The organism is Gemella sp. zg-1178, from assembly GCF_018790995.1.
Taxonomy (GTDB): domain Bacteria; phylum Bacillota; class Bacilli; order Staphylococcales; family Gemellaceae; genus Gemelliphila.
Window position 1 is genome coordinate 46670 of sequence record NZ_JAHKEI010000010.1, and the last position, 19842, is coordinate 66511.

At 27.0% G+C, this 19842-nt stretch carries 18 protein-coding genes and 2 pseudogenes; 18 read left to right on the forward strand and 2 right to left on the reverse strand.

The window, feature by feature from the left end; all coding sequences use genetic code 11:
* Window positions 1–10 precede the first annotated feature (10 nt).
* The 8 genes from KMP12_RS04265 to KMP12_RS04300 all read left to right on the forward strand — a co-directional run bounded on the left by KMP12_RS04265 (window position 11) and on the right by KMP12_RS04300 (window position 9875).
* On the forward strand, window positions 11–856 hold the full coding sequence (locus KMP12_RS04265; protein ID WP_215756504.1) for a sulfite exporter TauE/SafE family protein: 846 nt from the start codon (window positions 11–13) through the stop codon (window positions 854–856).
* Window positions 857–1198: a DUF1634 domain-containing protein gene (locus KMP12_RS04270; protein WP_215756505.1), complete on the forward strand. Its 342-nt coding sequence runs from the start codon at window positions 857–859 to the stop codon at window positions 1196–1198.
* A gap of 161 nt (window positions 1199–1359) precedes the next feature.
* On the forward strand, window positions 1360–2739 hold the full coding sequence (locus tag KMP12_RS04275) for a cytochrome ubiquinol oxidase subunit I (protein WP_215756506.1): 1380 nt from the start codon (window positions 1360–1362) through the stop codon (window positions 2737–2739).
* Between the two features lies 1 nt (window position 2740).
* Entirely contained in the window at window positions 2741–3769 is a 1029-nt protein-coding gene (cydB, locus tag KMP12_RS04280; RefSeq protein ID WP_215756507.1) for a cytochrome d ubiquinol oxidase subunit II, read from the forward strand.
* Between the two features lie 3 nt (window positions 3770–3772).
* Window positions 3773–5488: a thiol reductant ABC exporter subunit CydD gene (gene cydD / locus KMP12_RS04285; RefSeq protein ID WP_215756508.1), complete on the forward strand. Its 1716-nt coding sequence runs from the start codon at window positions 3773–3775 to the stop codon at window positions 5486–5488.
* Entirely contained in the window at window positions 5475–7211 is a 1737-nt protein-coding gene (cydC, locus tag KMP12_RS04290) for a thiol reductant ABC exporter subunit CydC (protein WP_215756509.1), read from the forward strand. The genes cydD and cydC overlap by 14 nt, the downstream gene beginning before the upstream one ends.
* A gap of 83 nt (window positions 7212–7294) precedes the next feature.
* Window positions 7295–8068: a tRNA pseudouridine(38-40) synthase TruA gene (truA, locus tag KMP12_RS04295; protein ID WP_215756510.1), complete on the forward strand. Its 774-nt coding sequence runs from the start codon at window positions 7295–7297 to the stop codon at window positions 8066–8068.
* Window positions 8069–8174: 106 nt separating this feature from the next.
* Complete coding sequence (locus KMP12_RS04300; RefSeq protein WP_215756511.1) at window positions 8175–9875, forward strand: septation ring formation regulator EzrA; 1701 nt, start codon at window positions 8175–8177, stop codon at window positions 9873–9875.
* A gap of 20 nt (window positions 9876–9895) precedes the next feature.
* Here the strand turns inward: KMP12_RS04300 and KMP12_RS04305 are convergent, their stop codons facing one another.
* Window positions 9896–10153 carry a NifU family protein gene (locus KMP12_RS04305; protein ID WP_215756512.1) on the reverse strand — a complete coding sequence of 86 codons (258 nt, stop codon included), beginning with the start codon at window positions 10151–10153 and terminating at the stop codon, window positions 9896–9898.
* A 116-nt stretch (window positions 10154–10269) separates the two neighbouring features.
* Between KMP12_RS04305 and KMP12_RS04310 the strand changes: the two genes are divergently transcribed.
* From KMP12_RS04310 to KMP12_RS04355, 10 genes and pseudogenes are all read left to right on the forward strand, one after another.
* The gene (locus KMP12_RS04310; protein ID WP_215756513.1) at window positions 10270–10635 is read left to right on the forward strand and encodes a HesB/IscA family protein; all 366 of its coding nucleotides are present in this window, start codon (window positions 10270–10272) and stop codon (window positions 10633–10635) included.
* Window positions 10636–10693: 58 nt separating this feature from the next.
* A complete protein-coding gene (locus KMP12_RS04315; protein WP_215756514.1) occupies window positions 10694–11896 on the forward strand; it encodes an NAD(P)/FAD-dependent oxidoreductase in 1203 nt (400 codons plus the stop codon).
* 116 nt (window positions 11897–12012) lie between these two features.
* Window positions 12013–13590: an aminotransferase class V-fold PLP-dependent enzyme gene (locus KMP12_RS04320; protein ID WP_252344701.1), complete on the forward strand. Its 1578-nt coding sequence runs from the start codon at window positions 12013–12015 to the stop codon at window positions 13588–13590.
* A 3-nt stretch (window positions 13591–13593) separates the two neighbouring features.
* Window positions 13594–13737, forward strand: a pseudogene (locus KMP12_RS04325) (RNA polymerase epsilon subunit); the annotation flags it as partial.
* Between the two features lie 67 nt (window positions 13738–13804).
* Window positions 13805–15475, forward strand: a complete 1671-nt coding sequence (gene rnjA, locus KMP12_RS04330) for a ribonuclease J1 (RefSeq protein ID WP_215756516.1) — start codon at window positions 13805–13807, stop codon at window positions 15473–15475.
* Window positions 15476–15541: 66 nt separating this feature from the next.
* Entirely contained in the window at window positions 15542–15727 is a 186-nt protein-coding gene (locus KMP12_RS07845; RefSeq protein WP_215756517.1) for a hypothetical protein, read from the forward strand.
* On the forward strand, window positions 15720–17735 hold the full coding sequence (recG, locus tag KMP12_RS04340) for an ATP-dependent DNA helicase RecG (protein WP_215756518.1): 2016 nt from the start codon (window positions 15720–15722) through the stop codon (window positions 17733–17735). The genes KMP12_RS07845 and recG overlap by 8 nt, the downstream gene beginning before the upstream one ends.
* Window positions 17736–17749: 14 nt before the next feature.
* Window positions 17750–18388: a class A sortase gene (locus KMP12_RS04345; RefSeq protein WP_215756519.1), complete on the forward strand. Its 639-nt coding sequence runs from the start codon at window positions 17750–17752 to the stop codon at window positions 18386–18388.
* Between the two features lies 1 nt (window position 18389).
* On the forward strand, window positions 18390–19358 hold the full coding sequence (gene plsX, locus KMP12_RS04350) for a phosphate acyltransferase PlsX (RefSeq protein ID WP_215756520.1): 969 nt from the start codon (window positions 18390–18392) through the stop codon (window positions 19356–19358).
* Between the two features lie 6 nt (window positions 19359–19364).
* Window positions 19365–19595, forward strand: a complete 231-nt coding sequence (locus tag KMP12_RS04355; protein ID WP_215756521.1) for an acyl carrier protein — start codon at window positions 19365–19367, stop codon at window positions 19593–19595.
* A gap of 62 nt (window positions 19596–19657) precedes the next feature.
* Here KMP12_RS04355 and KMP12_RS04360 read toward each other — a convergent pair.
* A pseudogene (locus KMP12_RS04360) lies at window positions 19658–19842 on the reverse strand (hypothetical protein); the annotation flags it as partial.

The following is a 19842-nucleotide window of genomic DNA, read 5'->3' on the forward strand; positions in this document are numbered from 1 at the left end:
TGATAAAGTTATGAGTATTTTTTACTTAATATTATGGTCTATACTAGCAGGATTTATAGGTTCTTTAGTGGGACTTGGGGGAGGATTAATAGTAACTCCTGTACTCACAATATTTTTTGGAGTAGATATAAAATATGCAATAGGAGCTAGCATTATTGCCGTAATTGCAACAAGCAGTGGTTCTGCAATAGCCTTTGTTAAAGACGGAATTTCTAATATAAAAATAGGATTGTTTTTAGAAATTTTTACAACTGTTGGAGGAATAATAGGGGCATTACTTTCTGGTATCTTTTCTTCAAAATTATTATATATTTTCTTTTCTATAATTTTATTAAATTCATTTTATGGAATGTTAAAAAAATCAGGAATAATAAAAAAATTCAAGGTGAAAAATGAATTTGTAGAAAACGATAAATACTCAAAAAAATTTGAATTTTCATCCTCATATTATGACAAGGCAGAAAAAAAAGAAGTTTCTTATAATGTTACAAATGTTGAAAAAGGTTCTTTAGTGATGTTTGGAGCAGGTATGGCTAGTGGGTTACTAGGTATAGGAAGTGGAGCTTTCAAAGTAATAGCATTAGATGATTATATGAAATTACCTTTAAAAGTCAGTACAGCAACAAGTAATTTTATGATGGGAGTAACAGCTTGTGCTAGCGCCCTTATATATTTTTTCAATGGAACTATAAATCCATTTATAGCTGCTCCTGTCGCAATAGGTACTTTAATAGGGTCTAGGTTCGGAGCTAAAGTTATGCAAAAAATCAATGCCAAATATATAAGATTAATTTTTTTACCGATACTATTATTTACTATTATTAATATGTTTTTGAAAGGTTTAGGGCTACTATAAATGAATTATGTTAATAAAAAAATTTCAAATATTTTGCTTTCTGGAGTTTTAGCTAGTTCTTTTTTTATTGTTATTGGAATACTATTGTCTATAAAAGAAAATAAAGATTTTTTTCACTATGAAAAATTTAATTACTATTCATTAATTGATAATTTAATAAATTTTAAAGCAGAATTTTTCTTATTAATAGGACTTTTTATACTGATATTAACTCCGATAATAAGAGTCTTAGGTATGATGTTTCAATTTTATATTGAAAAAAATTCTGTATATGTAAAAATTTCATTAATTGTACTCTTTATTTTATTTTTAAGTTTATTTTTGGGTGTAAGCCACAATTAAAATTAATATAATTGTCTAAATTGTGAACTTTTATTGTTTTTTTTGAAAAATCATCTTTGAAATATATATAAAATTCTTTTTAATACAAAGATAATATAATAAAATTAAAGTATAATAAAATTTACTTATTATTATAATTAATATTTTAAGGAGGTATAAAAGTGGACTTATTATTTCTTTCGAGATTACAGTTTGCGGCAACAACCGTATTTCACTTTTTCTTTGTACCTATAACTATAGGGATGGTTTTCTTAATAGCAATCTTTGAAACCATGTATGTTAAAAGTGGTGATGAACACTATAAAAGAATAACTAAGTTTTTTGGACATTTATTCTTGATAAACTTTGCCGTAGGTGTTGTAACGGGTATACTACAAGAATTTCAATTTGGAATGAACTGGTCTGAGTATTCTTCATTTGTAGGTGATGTTTTCGGACCATCATTAGCTATAGAAGCTTTATTGGCCTTCTATTTGGAATCAACTTTTATAGGTATTTGGATTTTTTCATGGGAAAAAATCAATAAAAAATTACACGCTATGTGTATATGGTTAGTGTCAATCGGTACTATCTTATCAGCATTTTGGATTTTATCTGCGAACTCATTTATGCAAAGACCAGTAGGATTTAAAATAGTTGAAAATGATATTATTGGTAAAAAAGCAGAGATGGTGGATTTTCTTTCAATAATTACTAATAGATATTTGTGGAATCAATTTCCACATGTAATGTTTACATCATTAACAGTAGGGGCTTTTGTAATATCAGGTATAGCAGCATGGAAAATGGCTAAAGGACATGAAGTTACACTATTTAGAAAAGCATTCAAAGTTTCTATAATTGCTGCCTTAATAGGTTCTTTAGGTTTAGGAGTTACAGGACATTCACAAATGCAATATCTTGTTCGTGAATATCCTATGAAAGTTGCCGCAGCGGAAGCACTTTATGAAAATTCTGCTGATCCAGCACCTTTTACAGTATTAGCTTTAATTAATGAAAAACAACAAGAATCAAAACCTTTAATTGAAATTCCAGGTTTACTTAGTTTCTTATCATTTGATAAATTCGAAGGTTCTTTAAAAGGTATGAAAGAACTTCAAAAAGAATTGGATCAAAAATATTATCCAGTTGTTGGAGAACATTTGAATTATATACCAGATGTAACGACAATATTTTATTCATTTAGAGTAATGTCAGGTTCTGTTTCGATTCTTTTAGCTGTATCTTTATTCGGAACTATAGCTTCTTTAAGAAAAACAGAACTTAAAAGAAAGTGGTTTTTAAAAAGTGTTCCTTGGATGATTTTAATAGCTGAAGTAGCAACTGCGGCTGGTTGGATTTATGCCGAGATGGGACGTCAGCCTTTTATAATTTTTGGTATTCTGCCAACAAGTAAAGGAGTTTCTCCTATTGCAGCAGAATCGGTACTATTTTCATTAGTAGTATTTTGTGGATTATATACTGTTTTAGGTATTGCACAATTTGTATTATTTAGATATATGATGAAGAAAAAAGAAGCAACAATAAAGGAGGTAATCTAAAATGGATTTAGCGGTTGTATTACCTAATATTTGGTTTCTTTTAATAACTATTTTATTTACAGGATTTTTTATTTTAGAAGGTTATGACTTCGGAGTAGGTGTACTATCTCAAGCATTAGGTCGTAATGATTTAGAAAAAAGATTATACTTTAATACAATAGGACCTTTTTGGGATGCTAACGAGGTTTGGTTGTTGACAGGTGGAGGTGCTATGTTTGCTGCTTTCCCCATATGGTATGGAAAATTATTTAGTGGTTATTACATAGCTTTTGTTTTAATGCTTGTTGCACTTATCTTGCGAGGCGTATCATTTGAATTTAGAGGAAAATTAGGCGATAATAGATTATGGATTAGATTTTGTGATTTTTCTATGCTTATTGGTAGTGCATTGCCACCGATTCTTTGGGGGGTAGCAGTTGCTAATTTCATGACTGGAGCTAGATTAAGTGAAAATAAAGCCTTATTAGACGGCTTTTTAGGATTGTTATCACCATTTACAATATTGGGTGGTTTAATGATGTTTTTACTTATGTTAGTTCATGGTTCTCAATTCCTTGTTTTAAAAACAGAGGGAGGTTTGAGAAAATCAGCACAAAAAATCTCAACTTTACTATTCCCTATATCTGCTGTGGTTACTTTGGTATTCGCTGGCTGGGCATTTATTAAGACAGACATATTTACTAATAACTATTATGTTGGTGCTGTTTTAGCAGTAATTGCAGTAGTATTTTATGTAGCATCATTTTTCCTTAACAGAAGTAATAAAGACTTACTAGCATTTTTATCTACTTCAGGCACTTTAGGTTTTTTAACTTTAAGTGTTTTCGCAGGAATGTTCCCAAGAGCTATTATAAATAGTGAAGATGTTACAAAATCATTATTTATATATGACGCTGCAAGTGGAATTTACACTTTAAAACTTATGACTTATGTGGCATGTTTTATGTTACCTTTTGTCCTAGGTTATCAAGTGTGGTCGTACATTATTTTCAGAAAACGACTTAGAAAAGAAGATGAATTGGAGTATTAATTAATGAAAGAAGCAAGGAAGAAAAAAATAAAACTTCCTGTAAAGAAAAACTTGAACATTTTATTAATATTACTATCTATTTTAGAAGCAGTTTGTATAATTATGCAAACTGCTTTTTTAGCTAAAGTAATTGTTAGTCTATTTTATGGAGATTATAATATTTTTAAAAATTCAATATTTTTCTTTTTAGGATATTTATTTAAAACTATATTTTTACATTTGCAACAGTATGTAACAGAATTAGAATCGGTAAAATTAGAAAAAAAATTGCGTAGGGAATTAATAGATGTTTATCTTGTTAATGGTACTGATTTTTCTAGTAAACAAGGGACAGGTAAGTTAGTAACTTTATTGATAGAAGGTATAGGTCAAGTGAAAAATTTCTTTGAACTTAATGTTTCAAAAAAAATGCGTAGTGTAATTATTCCAGTTTTCACATCATTTTTTATTTTTTATACAGATAAGGTTTCTGCTATTATGATATTTTCTTTTATTCCAGTTATTGTTATTTTTATGATTTTATTAGGTGTTACTGCAAAAGAAATGGCAGACCGCCAATATAAAAAATATCGTATGCTTTCTAACAATTTTATTGATACTATAAGAGGTATAGAATCTTTAAAATTTTTAGGTATTTCTAAAAAATATTTACCAATCATGGAAAATAAAAATAGAGAATATCGTAGAAGCACTATGAATACTTTAAAATATGCTTTTTTAAATAGTTTTGCATTAGATATTTTAACTACTTTAGCAATAGCATTTTTAGCTGTGAGATTAGGAATATTATTATTGGACGGAGAAACTTATCTATTGCCATCTTTAACGGTTTTACTAATAGCACCAGAATTTTTCTTGCCTATGAAGCAAGCAGCAACTGATTATCATGCTAGTTTAAATGGTCAGATTGCCTATGAAGAAATATGTAGAATTATAAATAGCAAAAAACAATCAGAAAAAGAATATGTAAAAATAGATAAATTTAATAAAATAGAATTTAAAAATGTGGATTTAATAAAAGAAGAAAATAAAATTTTAAGTAATTTGAATTTTACTGTTAAGTCTGGGGATAAATTATGTTTAATAGGGCATAGTGGTTCTGGGAAGTCATCTTTAATTTCAATATTATCGGGCTTATCTAGTTTTAATGGTGGAAATATCTTATTAAATGATAAAGATATTGATTTGAAAAATTCTAATTGGTTAAATAAAATTTCTTATATCCCTCAGTTCCCTTATATTTTTCCAGACACTATAAAAAATAATATATTATTCTATACTAAAGAAAAAATTAGTGAGAATAAATTGTTAGAAATTTGTAATATAGTTGGCCTTCAAGAATTTATAGAAAATTTAGAAGACGGATTGGAAACTTATATAGGAGAGGGTGGTCTTGAGCTAAGTGGTGGTCAATCACAACGTATAGCTACTGCAAGAGCATTAATAAGTAATAGAGAAGTGGTAATATTAGACGAACCTACTAGCCATTTAGATATTGAAACTGAATTTGAAATAAAAGAAAAGTTATTAGAATTATTTAAAGGAAGAACAGTTATTATTGCTACTCATAGATTGCACTGGCTAAATAATATGGACTATGCTTTACATATTGACAAAGGAAATATCAAAAGAATTATAAATCTTAATGATTATAAAAATTCTAGTTATTATAAAGAATTAAAACTATCTCTAACAGGAGGTTTTTATGAAAGTAAATAATTCTATAGTAAGAAGTGAAATTTCAAAAAATAATAAGCAGATGAGTTTAATAATTTTTCTTGGTTTGATTTCTGCTGTTTCAAGCGTAGCCCTTATGTTTGTATCTGGTTACTTGATAAGTAAATCATCTTTAAGGATAGGAAATATTTTATTGTTACAAGTTCCTACCGTTCTAACCAGAACTTTTTCATTATCCCAATCAGTATTTTCTTATGTTCAAAGATTATTTAGTCATAATTTAGTACTAAAAATTATAGAAAAAATGAGAAGCAGGGTTTATTCTATTTTAGAACCCATGTCATTAAAATTAAAAAAAGAATATAAATCAGGAGATTTACTGGGATTAATTGCTGAAGATATTGACCATTTGCAAAATATTTATTTAAAAAGTATATTTCCTAGCATAATTTCTTTGCTATTATATACTATATTTATTACTATGATGTTTGGATATGATGCTAATTATGCTATACTAGCTCTTATTTTCGGAATTTTTATAATTTTTGTTATACCATTTTTATCACTAATATTTACTAAAAAAAATCTACATGTAATGAAAAAATCTAAACATAACCTATATAGAGATTTTACAAATGCTATTTTTGGTATAACGGATTTAGTATCTGCGGGAAAAGTTGATAAATTAATTTCAGATTATTCTAGCAAGGAAAAATTACTCTTAAAGAAAGAACATAAAATAAAAATATTTATTCACTTTAGAGAAATATTTATTCAATTTTTTGCTGCTTTAATTGCAGTATTTATGATTTATTCATGCCGTAATATGATGATTAATGATGTTATTAGTAATATTTATATTGCTTCTTTTTGTATGGTTAGTTTATCAGTTTTAGCCGTAGTTACAATGGTAGGAGATGCCGTTTCTCAAATTCCAGCATATCAAATATCTATCGACAGGGTAAAAGATTTTTATAAAAATGAAAAAGAAAATAGTGATAAAATTAATTTTGAAGATGTAGATTATGAAAATATTATAGAAATAGATAATTTAAGCTTTTCTTACGATAAGAGTTCAAAAGTTTTGGATAATATTTCTCTTAATATAAAAAAAGGAGAAAAAGTAGCTATATTAGGGCGTAGTGGTGTAGGAAAATCTACATTAATAAAATTATTAACAGGAACTTACAATAATTATGAAGGTCAAATAAAAGTTTTTGGCAATAAACCAAATGAAGAATTACTTGGTAATAAAATATCCATGCTTAGTCAAAAACCTTACTTGTTTGATATGACAATTAAAGAAAATATCGAACTTGCAGTTCTTAATTCTGATATTGATACTGAAATTTTGAATAAACAAATTGATGAAAGTCTTGATAAATCAAAAATAAAAGATTTAATTTATAGTTTGCCAGAAAAAATAAATACAAGTGTTTATGAAACTGGTTCAAGATTTTCTGGTGGAGAAAGACAAAGAATAGCATTCGCTAGAACTTTGATACAGGAAAATGAAGTTTTATTTTTAGATGAGCCAACCGTTGGACTGGATCCTAAAACAGAAACTGAATTATTAAAAACTATTTTTGAAAATTCAAAAGAAAAAACAATTTTATGGATTACTCATCATCTAAATTCAATAGAAGAAATGGATAGAATAATTTTCTTAAAAGATGGAAAGATAGAACTTGATGGTAGTCATGATTATCTCTATAAAAATAGTGATAAGTATCGTAATTTATATGATATGGATATGGGATATTAATATAAGGCTAGAGTCAATTTATTGACTCTAGCTATTTTTATGTTATTATTTTAAAGTGATAAAATAAATATAAAGAGGTTTTTATGAGAGTTCTACTTTTTTGTAGATATGACGGAAGTAATTATTTTGGATTTCAAATTCAACCAAATCATATAACAGTTCAGGAAGTAATAGAAAAAAGTTTAAAGAAAATTCACAAAGGAAATGATGTTAAAATTCACATGAGCGGTCGAACAGATAGTGGTGTTCACGCCTATATTCAACCTATACATTTTGACACTTATTTAAATATAAATGAATCAGGGTGGGTTGATTCTGTTAATGCTTACTTACCAAAAGACGTTAGAATATTAGGAGCTAAAATTGTTGATGATAATTTTCATGTTAGATTTAATAGTCTTGCAAAAACATACGAATACAGACTATGTATTTCTAAAAATGTTGACCCTTTTTTAGCTAACTATGTTGGACATTTCCCATATAATTTTGATTATAACAAAGCTGAAGAGTGCTTAAATTTATTTTTGGGAACTCACGACTTCACTTCCTTTTGTTCTAAAAATAGCAGTATAGAAAATAAAATAAGAACAATAACTAATTTTACTATAAAAAAAGAAGGGGATATTGTTATTTTTGAAATAAGTGGAGATGGTTTTTTATATAATATGGTTAGGATAATAATAGGAACTATAATTAATGTAGCTAATAATAAATATCCTAAAGAATATATTGTTGATATATTAAAAGCAAAAGATAGAAGTTTAGCTGGGAAAAGAGCTGAAGCTAGTGGACTATTCTTAAAAAAAGTAAAATATGATAATGAAAATATTAATAAATTTATAGATACATTAGTTTAAAATGAAAAATATAAAAAAATAACTAAAAAACTTTGTTTTTATTTAAGAAAAGTGTTATAATTTCATTAATAATGTATTTATAAAAAATAATAGTGGAGGTTTTAATATGGTATATGTTTATTCTATTATTTTCATAGTGATTATAGTAGGAATTGCTTATTTATTTATAATAAAAAATAGAAAAAAGCAGGATTTGTTACCTTTGTTTGAAACTAAAGATAATTTAGAAAGAGAAACTTTATCTGATGAGTTAAGAGAAGTAAAGAATCTTAATATGGCAGGTAAAGCACAAGTTTTATATGACGGTTGGGAGAGTTCTTGGTATGAAATACAAAGTATTGATATAGATGAATTAGATAAAGATTTATATCTTGCAGATAGTTATATAGATAAATTCAATTTTAAAAAAGCAGATGAAATAATTTTCAACTGTGGAGAATCGGTATCTAAAATCAAAGAAAAAATCTCTACTATAAGAAAAGAAATAAAAGAATTATCTGAAATAGAGCCTAAAAACAAAGAAAAATATGAAGAGATAGTTCAAGAATATAAAGAAATGAATAGGGAATTGTTGGCAAAAAGACACCAATACGGAGGTGCTGCTGATAATTTTGAACAAGAGATTAAAAATTTAGCTCCTAAGTTAGATGAATTTAAAAATTTAACAGCAAGTGGAAAATACATAGAAGCAAAAGAACAACTTGATATTATTAATGATGAACTCTTGAATTTAAAAGAAAAAATGACTATTCTACCAGAAGTGTTGAAAGAAATCGAGAAAACAACGCCTACACAAATACAAACGCTTAGATTAAATGTAGAGCAAATGGAAAAAAAAGGATTTAAGTTATCTCATTTAGAAATTCCTAATAAGATTGAAAGTTGTGTTTGGCAATTAAATGATGCTCGAGAAAAAATTAAATCTGGAAATATTGATTTGGTAGAATCTATACTAGATGGTATATATGATATTATAGAAGAAGTTTCTAATAATCTAAAAAAAGAACTTGAATATAAAAAGTATGTAGAAGAAAACTATTCTGATGTTACTAATAAAATAAAAGTACAGGATAAGTTAAATGAGGCTCTATATAATAATATACAAGAAATAAAAAATAGGTATCAAATCTATTCACAAGATGAAGAAATGATTGCTAGAAATTTTGAATCGATAAGTAATATAATAGATGATAAATATGAGATAGATGTTTATATCGGCAATCAGCCTAAATTAAATTATAAAGATTTAAAAAATAAAATTCATGCACTATTAGAAGAAATAGAAAAAATAGAAGATGAACAAACAGCTTATTCTAGGTATCTTACAAGTCTTAGAGAAGAAGAATTATCAGCTAGAAAAAAATTAAATTATATAAATCAAGAAAAAGAAGTTGTTAAACGTAAATTATCTAATTCTAGAGTTCCAGGTTTTAGTGATAGATTTGTTGTTTTATATAAAGAAGTAAGGGATAGTTATAAGTATGCACTTGAAGAACTTAAAAAAGAACCAATGAACATAGATTTGGTAAAAGAAGCAGTTGAAGAAGTTGAAGAATCATTGAATGTTTACAAATCTGAAGTTGATAATATTCTTACAGATATAGAATTAGTAGAAAAACTAATAAGATATACAAATAGATATAGAAAAGATAATATTGAATTACATAAACAATTAACAATAGCAGAACAATATTATAAAGAATATAGATATAACAAAACATTAGACATTATAAAAAATTCTCTTGATAAAATAGAATTAGGAGCCTATGAAAGGATAAAAGAAACCGTTAAAAATAAAAAGTTGTAACTAATATTAGTTACAACTTTTTATTTTATGATTTGAAAATTAATATTAATAACTTTTTTTACCTCTGGTATTTTTCTAACCAAGCTTGCCTCGATAGCATGTTCCATAGTCAGATGTGCTATTGGGCAACTTGCACATTCTCCTAGCATTCTAACTTTAACAGTGCCATTTTTAAAATTTAAAAATTCGATGCTTCCATTATCTTTTTCTAATTTTGGTTTTAATTTTTCAATTTCTAATTTTATTTTATTTATTATTTCTAAATCATTATTAAGCATAGTATTCTCTTTTCCAAAAATTTTATAAAATTATAATTTTTTTTAAGCGTTATACTATCATTTTACTATAAAAAGCGTTATAATAATAGCATAAAGTAAAAAGAGGGAAAAATTTAATGGTTTCAGAAAAAATAAATCTAGTTCATATAACAGAAGTTGCCATAGAAAAATTTAAAACAATGCTTTTAGATGCAGGTGATGAAAATCTGTACCTAAAATTATCTGTTGCAATTGATGGTACACAAATGCATTATAATATTGATACAGTAGATACTGAACTGTCAGGAGATAAAATTTATAATTATAAGGACTTAAAAGTTTTAATCAATGAAGATGATGAAGAATTATTAAGCGGGGCAGTTATTGATTATATTATCGACGATGAGGGAGAAAATATAATTATAGACAATCCTAATCTTATTCAATATGATGGGAGTGATGACGGTGGTTGCTGTGGTCGTGGATGTTGTTTCGGAAATTAGACAAACAAATAAAATATAAAATATAAAATATAAAAAATTAATATAAGGAGAAAATAAAATGAAAAATATTGTTATTTTAGGAGCAGGATACGGAGGACTAACTACTCTTAAAGGTTTAAAAAAAGTTATTAAAAGTGGGGAGGCTAAAGTTACTTTAGTAAATAAAAATTCATATCATTATGATAGTGTTAATTTACATGAAGTTTCTGCTGGTAACATTTCAAGTAGTGAAATATGTATAGAGATAAAAGATATCTTAGAAACTGGTGTAAACTTTTTACAAGATGAAGTAGTTAAAATTGATACTGATAAAAAGTTAGTTCATACAAAAACTAAAGAGTTAGCTTATGATATTTTAGTTGTGGGATTAGGATTTGAATCAAACACATTTGGCATAGAAGGTATGTTAGATAATTCTATGCCTATTACAGATATTAAAGCTGCTGAAAAAATTTCTAAAAAAATAGAAGAGAATTTCAAAAAATATGCAGAGTCAACAGAAAAAGATGAAAAAGATATTTCTATAATTGTTGGAGGTACTGGGCTTGCTGGTATAGAATTTTTAGCAGAACTAGTAGATAGAAGAAAAGTATTATGTAAGAAATATGGAATTGATGAAAAATTAGTAAAAATATATGGTTTAGATGCAGCACCTGTTTTACTTCCAATGTTCGATAAAGAATATAGCGATTATGCTAGAAAATATTTGGAAGATAGAGGAGTAGAAATTATTTTAGGAGCAGGTATTAAGGGTTCAACACCAGATAGCTTTATAATTGAAGTTGAAGGAGAAAGAAAAGAACTTAAGGCCTCTACGCTAGTATGGACTGCTGGAGTTAAGGGAAGTAGAATTATGGACGAAACTTTCCCAGAATTAGCTAAAAACGGTCGCTTAGTAACAACACAAGAACTAACAGTTCCAGGATTAGAAGAAGTTTATATAGTAGGTGATTGTGCAGCGTTTATAGAAGAAGGACAATCAAGACCTTATCCACCTACAGCACAAATAGCAAATCAAATGGGTGAATATGTATCTAATCATATCTTAAATAGACTAAGGGGAACAAGCTCAACTAATTTCAAATATATTAATCGTGGCGTTGTTTGCTCTCTGGGTTCTAAAGATGCAATAGCTTCAGTTTTTGGAAAATTTAAGTATAAAGGCTTTCTTGCCTCAAAAACTAAAAAACTTATTGAAGCAAAATCTATAAATCAATGTACTAATTTAAAGACAGCAATAAGAAGTCAAAGAATTTTATAATAAAAAAAGAGAGTTTATTTCTAAACTCTCTTTTTAATTTGTGCATTAATTGAAAAAATAATATGTTTGTGATAATATAGAATTTAGGAAAATTTATAATAAAATAATTTGGTGATATGATGATATATAAAATTGCAAATACAAAAGAAGAATATGAACAAATATTTAAATTAAATTATGAAACTTTTGTAAACGAAATACCTCAGCATGAAAAAAATGAAGATGAAATATTAATTGATAAATTTCATGATAATAACATATATATTATAGCAAAAAAAGGTTCTGAAGTCATTGGGATGATATCTTTGTGTGATAAGCGTCCTTTTTCTTTAGATCAAAAAGTTAATGGAATTGAAAAACATTATAAGGGGGATTTTAATAAACCAATAGAAATAAGATTATTATCTATTAAAAATGAATATAGAAAAACAAAAGTATTTTTTTCTCTTGTAGAAAGAGTTTTTAGTTATACTATTCAAAATTCTTACGACATAATATTCATTTCAGGAACTATTCGTCAAGAAAAATTATATAACCACATAGGTTTTAAAAGATTTTATGATAATGTAGGAACTAAAGATGCAGAATATATACCTATGTTTTTAAATCTAAAAGAAAGTGATAGTAAAGTTCTAAAAAAATTATCTAATTATAAGACTATTAACTATCTTCCAGGCCCAGTAGATTTGTCAAATGAAGTGCTAGAAAAACTGCACAAAAAATTATATTCGCATAGAAGTAAAGAATTTGTGAATCTTGCTGAAAATACAGTAGAAAAATTAAAAAAAATATTGTCAGTAAAGAATGTTACAATACTTCACGGTTCTGGAACTTTGGCAAATGAATCAATATTTGCACAATTAACAGAGAGAAAACTAGGCAAGGGTATAATACTTGCTAATGGAGAATTTGGGAAAAGGCTTATAAATCAGGCTAAAAGACATGATTTATATTTTGAAACTTATTCTGTTGATTTTGGAGAAAGTTTTGACTTAGATTATTTACTAAATGAAATTAAAAATAATAACTATAAATATATCTATCTTGTCCATCATGAAACAAGTGTGGGAATATTAAATAATTTACATGAAATAACAGATATTGCTAGAGAAAATAATTTAGTAATTGCTGTTGATGCTATTTCTGCAGCAGGAGCAATAAAATATGATTATAGTAATGTTGATTATGTTGCCTGTTCTTCAGGTAAGGCTTTATGTTCTGTTGCTGGACTAGCAATAGTAGGTCATAATACTGAATTGTTGGATTTATCTTCAGAGAGTTTATATCTTGACTTAAGTTATGCCAATAAAAATTTATCGATACCCTTTACCCAGCCATCATTATTAATGGAATCTCTTAATATGGCTTTGGATAATTTTAAAAATGATAATGTTTATTTTGATATTTTAAAAAGATATAAGTATATGAAAGATAAGTTGGAAAAAATAAATTTATCAATAATGAAGGTAAAAGAATCAGAGCAATCCCCTATAATTATAACAGTTATCATTCCTAATAATATTTCATCTAAAAATATTGGGGATTCTCTGGCTATTAATAACATTTTTATACATTATAATAGTAAATATTTAGTTGAAAAAAATTTATTACAATTTTCTTTTATAAATAAATATACAAATTTTGAAGAAATAGACTACACAGTAGATATATTAAACGAAATGATAGGAGAATAAATTATGCAAGTATTTAAAGTTTTTTATCAAGAAAATGCAAAAGAAATACCAGTAAGAGAAAATACAAAAACAATTTATGTGGAAGCTGAAAATATACCAGAAGTATTAAAATTTTTAGAAAATAGAAATTTTAATATTGAGTTTGTACAAGAACTTAGTCCAGCACATCTTGAATTTGAAAAAAAATCAGATAATTTTAAATTGGAGAAAGTAAATGGATAGATTTATCGAAAAACACGAAGTAGGGATAGCTGCTATAGGTGGTATGGGAGAAATAGGGAAAAATACTTATGCCATACAATATCGTGATGAGATAATCATTATTGATGCAGGAGTAAAATTTCCTGGAGATAATATGTTGGGGATAGACTATATAATACCTGATTATACATACATCAAAAAAAATATTAACAAAGTAAAAGCCTTAATAATAACTCATGGTCATGAAGACCATATTGGGGGTATACCTTTTTTACTTAGGAGTGTAAGTTTACCGATATATGGTGGACCTCTTGCCCTGGGTTTGATTAAATCAAAATTAGCGGAACATAATTTACTTTCGAGAGCAGAATTTCATGAAATAAATGAAGATACAATTTTAAATTTTAAACATTTATCAATAGAGTTTTACAATACTACTCATTCTATACCAGATGCTTTTGGAATAATTGTAAATACACCCCAAGGAAGAATTGTTCATACTGGAGATTTTAAATTTGATTTCACACCAGTAGGGAAACCAGCAAATTTATATAAAATGGCTAAAATAGGAGAAGAGGGTGTTCTTTGCTTACTTTCTGACTCGACTAATTCTGAAAGAAATGAATTTACTATGAGTGAAAAAGAAGTAGGGATTACTATTTCAAATATTTTAAGAAAAGTTAAGCATAGAATTATTTTTGCAACTTTTGCTTCTAATGTGTTTAGGGTAAAACAAGTTGTAGAGGCTTGTATTGCACACAATAGGAAAATAGCGGTTTTTGGACGTTCTATGGAAAAAGCAATAAAAATAGGAACGGAGTTAGGTTATATAAAAGCCCCAAAAGATACGTTTATAAGTTCTAAACACCTAAAAGAAGTAGATCCTAATAAACTACTTATACTTTGTACGGGAACTCAAGGAGAAGAGTTGGCCGCCTTAACAAGAATTGCAAATGGAACACATAAAAAAATAACTATAATGCCAACAGATACGATTGTATTTGCTAGTTCTGCCATTCCTGGGAATGCAGTGTCAATTAACAAAAATATTGACCTATTATCAAAATTAGGTGCTAATGTTATAACATCTAGTATTAATAATGTTCATACTTCTGGGCATGGAGCAAAAGAAGAACAAAAATTAATGTTTAGATTAATAAAACCTAAGTATTTCATGCCTATTCATGGAGAGTATAGAATGCAGGTTATGCACGCTAAAACTTCTATTGAATGTGATGTTAAAGAGGAAAATACATTTATAATGGCAAATGGAGATATACTAGCTTTAACGAAAGATTCTGCAAGAGTAACTGGGAAGATTGAAGCAGCAGATGTTTATGTTGATGGTTTGGGAATAGGAGATATAGGAAGTGTAGTAATTAAGGCTAGAAAAGACTTATCTGAAAATGGAACAGTAATTGTTTCGGTAGTTATTGATTTAAATAATAAAAAATTAATAGGGACACCTGATTTAATCTCAAGAGGATTTACACAAGGTAATGACTCTAAAGAAATAATAAATAATGCTAAGGAAATTGTAGAAAATGCTGTTTTATTTTCTATTAGAAAAAAAACTACTAGTATTTACTCTATTAGGCAGTCAATAATAGAAAATTTATCACTGTATTTCGATAAGGAAGCAGGAAGAAAACCAGTTATAATTCCTACAATAATAGAATTATAACAAGATATTTGCAGCGTGGATTTTTCATGTTGCAAATATTTTTATTCTTAATAGGAGAAGTTAGTAATGAAGTTTAGAAGTCTATTTGATATAATTGATTCTATAATGGTAAGTCTATCGAGTTCTCAGACAGCAGGAGTAGCTAGAATAGGGCAAGAATTATCACCTAAATTTAAAGAAACTGCTAGAAGGGGTTTAGCTATAAGGAAAAAAGAGGAAGAATATAGGAGCTTATTATTTGGTAATGAATAATATATTGGAATATAATCTTAACAATATAAGCGATATAGGTCCTAAAACATTAGAAGTGTTAAATTCATTAGGGATAAGTAGTGTTAAAGATTTACTTTTTAATATTCCTTATAGAATTAACCACTTATCTGACTTGTCGGCTGATATGAAAGATGGTGAAAAAGTAAATGTTTACGGGACAATTAGTAGCAAACCACTCTCTCAATTTTATAGTAAAAGAAAAAGTAGAACACAATTTTTAATTTCAACAGAAATTGGTATTATAAAAATAGTTTTTTTTAATCAAGAATACTTAAAAAAATATCTATCTGAAGGTCAAAAAATATTAATAATAGGAAGATATAGTAAATCATCTAATACAATCACAGCATCTAAAATTAATTTTAATAATGAAGAACTTTTGGCTAAATCAAAAAATTCAAATATTGAAGTTTTATATCATCTTAAGCAAGGAATAAGTCAAAAAAAATATTCAAAATTAGTGGCTACTTGTTTTGAATTAATTGATAAAAATAATTATATATTAGACTTGGTACCGAAAAATTTTAAGGGTATTTGGGACTTAAGTAAAATTCTATATACTTTACATTTTCCCAAAGATGTATTATCTTTTTATAAAGCAAAAAAAATGTTTGCTTTCCATGAACTTCTGGAATATCAATTAAAATTACAATTACAAAATATTAATAATAGTATAGTAGATGAGGATTATAAAATAAATATAGATTTAGAAAATATTAATTCATTTATAAAAACTTTGAATTTTGATTTAACTAATTCCCAAAAAAGTGTTATTGATGAAATAATTATAGATTTATCAAGACCACACCCCATGGAAAGATTGTTACAGGGAGATGTTGGTTGTGGGAAAACTGTTGTCGCTGCCACTTTAGTTTATGGAGTAATTAAATCGGGTTATCAAGCAGCAATAATGGCACCTACTGAAATATTAGCTAGTCAGCATTTTGAAACTTTTTTTGATTTTTTTAAAAATCTTGATGTCTCTATTGCCTTGCTAACAAGTAGCACACCTAAAAAGGAAAAAGAAAAAATTTTAAAACTACTTTCTGAAGGGCAAATTAATATACTGGTAGGAACGCATGCTATTATTCAAAAAAATGTTATCTTTAAAAACTTAAAATTTGCAATTACAGATGAACAACATAGGTTTGGTGTTAATCAAAGAAAGTTTTTTGCAGAAAAAGGAGAAAAGGTTAATACTTTGATGATGACAGCTACACCCATACCTAGAAGTTTGGCAATAAGCTTGATTTCAAATATTAAGGTTTCTACAATAAGTGAACTTCCACAGGGAAGAAAAAAAGTAAAAACCTATAAGGCTAGCACAAGGGAAATTAATTCAGTTTTTGATAATATACTTATAGAATTAGAAAAAGGTAGACAAGGCTATGTTGTTTGTCCCTTAATAGAAGAGTCAGAAAAAATTGACTTGAAAAATGTTGATGAAATGTATGAGAAAATAAAAAATTATTTTCCAGATAGGGTAGGGATAGCTATATTACATGGAAAAATGAAGAATGCTGAAAAGGATAGTATAGTTGAAAAATTTTTAAATAAGCAAATAGATATTTTAATATCGACTACGGTAATTGAAGTGGGGGTTAATGTTCCCAATGCCTCTTTTATGCTTATAATGGACGCTAATAGATTTGGTTTAGCGACCTTGCATCAACTTAGGGGAAGGGTGGGCAGAAGTTCTCATCAATCCTACTGTATATTAATATCTGATGTTAAATCAGAAAGAATTGATATTATGTGCTTAGAAAATGACGGTTTTAAAATATCAGAATTTGATTTAAAAAATAGGGGCCCAGGAGATTTTTTTGGTATCAGGCAAAGTGGATTACCTAGTTTTAAGGTGGCAGATATAATCAATGATACTGAATTAATGTATTTAGCTAAGCAATTAGCTAGTAAACTTATAGAATTTTCAGAAAATACAGATAGAATAAAAAGTTACATTAATTTATCTAAGACTAGATATTAGAAATTGGAGATATAATGAAAAATAAAAGAATAAAAATTATAATTATTAACTTAATAATAGCTATTTTACTAATAACATCTTTGTTGCTAATTTTTAAAAATAAAATTAGAGAGTATCTTACGGGTAGTATTAATGATAAAATAATTACAGCCTATAAAAATAATGAAGAAGAAGTAAGTGTTCCATGGTGGCAAAAGGCTTTTACGGATAATTCTTCAAATATTCAATTAACTGATTCAATGCTAGGAATTTTACTTATTGATGATTTAAAAATTCAAGAGCCTATATTTCAAGGTGATTCGGAGATTAACCTATTAAATGGTGTTGCTACGGTTGATCCTAAGCAAAGCTTGGATGACCAAAATGTTGTTTTGGCAGGACACAGCGTTTTGGGTATTGATATAAGATTTTATAATCTTAGAAAAATTCAAGTGGGAACAGAAGTAAATATAGTAACAAAAGATAGGTTATTAAAATATCAAGTAAGTAGGGTTTATAATGTTTTTGATAATCAGGTTGAAATTTTAAATCAGCACCCGGGTGAAGCAAATATATTAACTATGTTTACTTGTGATGCCTATAACTATAAAACTGGAGTTTGGGAAGAGAGATTTGTAGTAGAAGCGAAATTTTTAGGAGAAGAAAAGGCGTAATATGAAAATAGGTATTGATTTACTTGGGGCAGATGATAAACAAAATATTATTAATTTTATAAATAAATTTAGTGATAATGAAGTAGAAGTATTTGCTTATGGTTTAGAAGAAGACTTAAGTCTTATTACAAACAATAATATAATAAAAGTTTTGTGTAGGGAAGAAGTTTTTATATCAGATGATCCGGCAAGGGTTCATAGAAAAAAGAAAGATTCATCTATGGTAAAAATGCTTGAAGATTTGAAAGTTGGCAAGATAGATGTTAGTATATCTGCTGGGAGTACGGGAGCTTATATGGCAAGTGGACTTTTTATTCTAGGAAGAATAGAAGGAGTTGCTAGGCCAGCTCTAGCTACCATGTTACCAACTGCATCTAAGCATAAATTTTTACTAACCGACTTAGGAGCAAATGTAGAAGCAAAGCCAGAAGATTTACTTAATTATTTAAGACTGGCTAATATATATATGAAAAATATTTATAGTATTCCTAATCCTTCTTCAGCTTTAATAAATATAGGGCATGAAGAAAATAAGGGGAGCAAACTTTATAAGGATAGCTACAAATTATTAAAAGAGAATGTTAGTAACTTTAAGGGTAATTTGGAAGCTAGAAATATTTTAGAGCATAATTATGATATAGTTATTTCTGATGGGTTTTCTGGGAATATATTATTAAAAACAATAGAGGGTGTTGCCTTGTCTCTGGGTGGTATGTTAAAAAGTATATTTTTATCTAGTTTTTTAAGTAAAATGTCAGCCCTAATTATTAGAAAAGAATTAAAAGAATTTAAAAGAAAATTTGATTATAGTGAATACGGCGGAGCAGTACTTTTGGGTTTGAAAAATCCTGCAATTAAAATTCATGGTTCTGCTGATGAAAAAGCAGTTTATTATGCAGTCCAGCAAGCAAAAAATATACATAAAACAAGATTATATGATAAAATGGTGGAAGAATTTAAAGGAGAATAATCAAGTATGGTAATTTTTGAAGAAGTAAAAGAAATAATATTAAAACATATAAATATTGATTCTGAAGATATTAAATTAGATTCTAATTTGAATGACGATTTAGACGCTGATTCTATAGAAATAGCTGAAATTGTTATGGATATTGAAGAAAAATATAATTTTGAATTTTCTGATGAAGATGCAAGTAATATAGAAAAAATTAGTGATTTAATAAGTCATATAGAAAAAAATAAATAGAAAAAAGCATAATTTAGATAGGGCGTCTAAATTATGCTTTTTATAATATAAGATAATAGCTATTAAATAGGTTCTTTCCTATATTTCTCTGGTATTTCTATTTCTCTTATATCTATTTTTCCTGTAACTACATCAGAAATTAATGTTAGTTTTAGTTCTTGTAAGTTTTGGATTTGTTGATTTACTAAACTTTTATACATTTTAATTTTGTTTTCTAACATATTAATTTTTTTATTGATATTTTTCT

Excerpts from the sequence above, each read along its gene's own strand:
- KMP12_RS04265 (WP_215756504.1), top strand. The coding sequence starts at position 11 with ATGAGTATTTTTTACTTAATATTATGGTCTATACTAGCAGGATTTATA.
- KMP12_RS04270 (WP_215756505.1), top strand. The coding sequence starts at position 857 with ATGAATTATGTTAATAAAAAAATTTCAAATATTTTGCTTTCTGGAGTT.
- cydB (WP_215756507.1), top strand. The coding sequence starts at position 2,741 with ATGGATTTAGCGGTTGTATTACCTAATATTTGGTTTCTTTTAATAACT.
- cydD (WP_215756508.1), top strand. The coding sequence starts at position 3,773 with ATGAAAGAAGCAAGGAAGAAAAAAATAAAACTTCCTGTAAAGAAAAAC.
- cydC (WP_215756509.1), top strand. The coding sequence starts at position 5,475 with ATGAAAGTAAATAATTCTATAGTAAGAAGTGAAATTTCAAAAAATAAT.
- truA (WP_215756510.1), top strand. The coding sequence starts at position 7,295 with ATGAGAGTTCTACTTTTTTGTAGATATGACGGAAGTAATTATTTTGGA.
- KMP12_RS04300 (WP_215756511.1), top strand. The coding sequence starts at position 8,175 with ATGGTATATGTTTATTCTATTATTTTCATAGTGATTATAGTAGGAATT.
- KMP12_RS04305 (WP_215756512.1), bottom strand. The coding sequence starts at position 10,153 with ATGCTTAATAATGATTTAGAAATAATAAATAAAATAAAATTAGAAATT.
- KMP12_RS04310 (WP_215756513.1), top strand. The coding sequence starts at position 10,270 with ATGGTTTCAGAAAAAATAAATCTAGTTCATATAACAGAAGTTGCCATA.
- KMP12_RS04315 (WP_215756514.1), top strand. The coding sequence starts at position 10,694 with ATGAAAAATATTGTTATTTTAGGAGCAGGATACGGAGGACTAACTACT.
- KMP12_RS04320 (WP_252344701.1), top strand. The coding sequence starts at position 12,013 with ATGATGATATATAAAATTGCAAATACAAAAGAAGAATATGAACAAATA.
- rnjA (WP_215756516.1), top strand. The coding sequence starts at position 13,805 with ATGGATAGATTTATCGAAAAACACGAAGTAGGGATAGCTGCTATAGGT.
- KMP12_RS07845 (WP_215756517.1), top strand. The coding sequence starts at position 15,542 with ATGAAGTTTAGAAGTCTATTTGATATAATTGATTCTATAATGGTAAGT.
- recG (WP_215756518.1), top strand. The coding sequence starts at position 15,720 with ATGAATAATATATTGGAATATAATCTTAACAATATAAGCGATATAGGT.
- KMP12_RS04345 (WP_215756519.1), top strand. The coding sequence starts at position 17,750 with ATGAAAAATAAAAGAATAAAAATTATAATTATTAACTTAATAATAGCT.
- plsX (WP_215756520.1), top strand. The coding sequence starts at position 18,390 with ATGAAAATAGGTATTGATTTACTTGGGGCAGATGATAAACAAAATATT.
- KMP12_RS04355 (WP_215756521.1), top strand. The coding sequence starts at position 19,365 with ATGGTAATTTTTGAAGAAGTAAAAGAAATAATATTAAAACATATAAAT.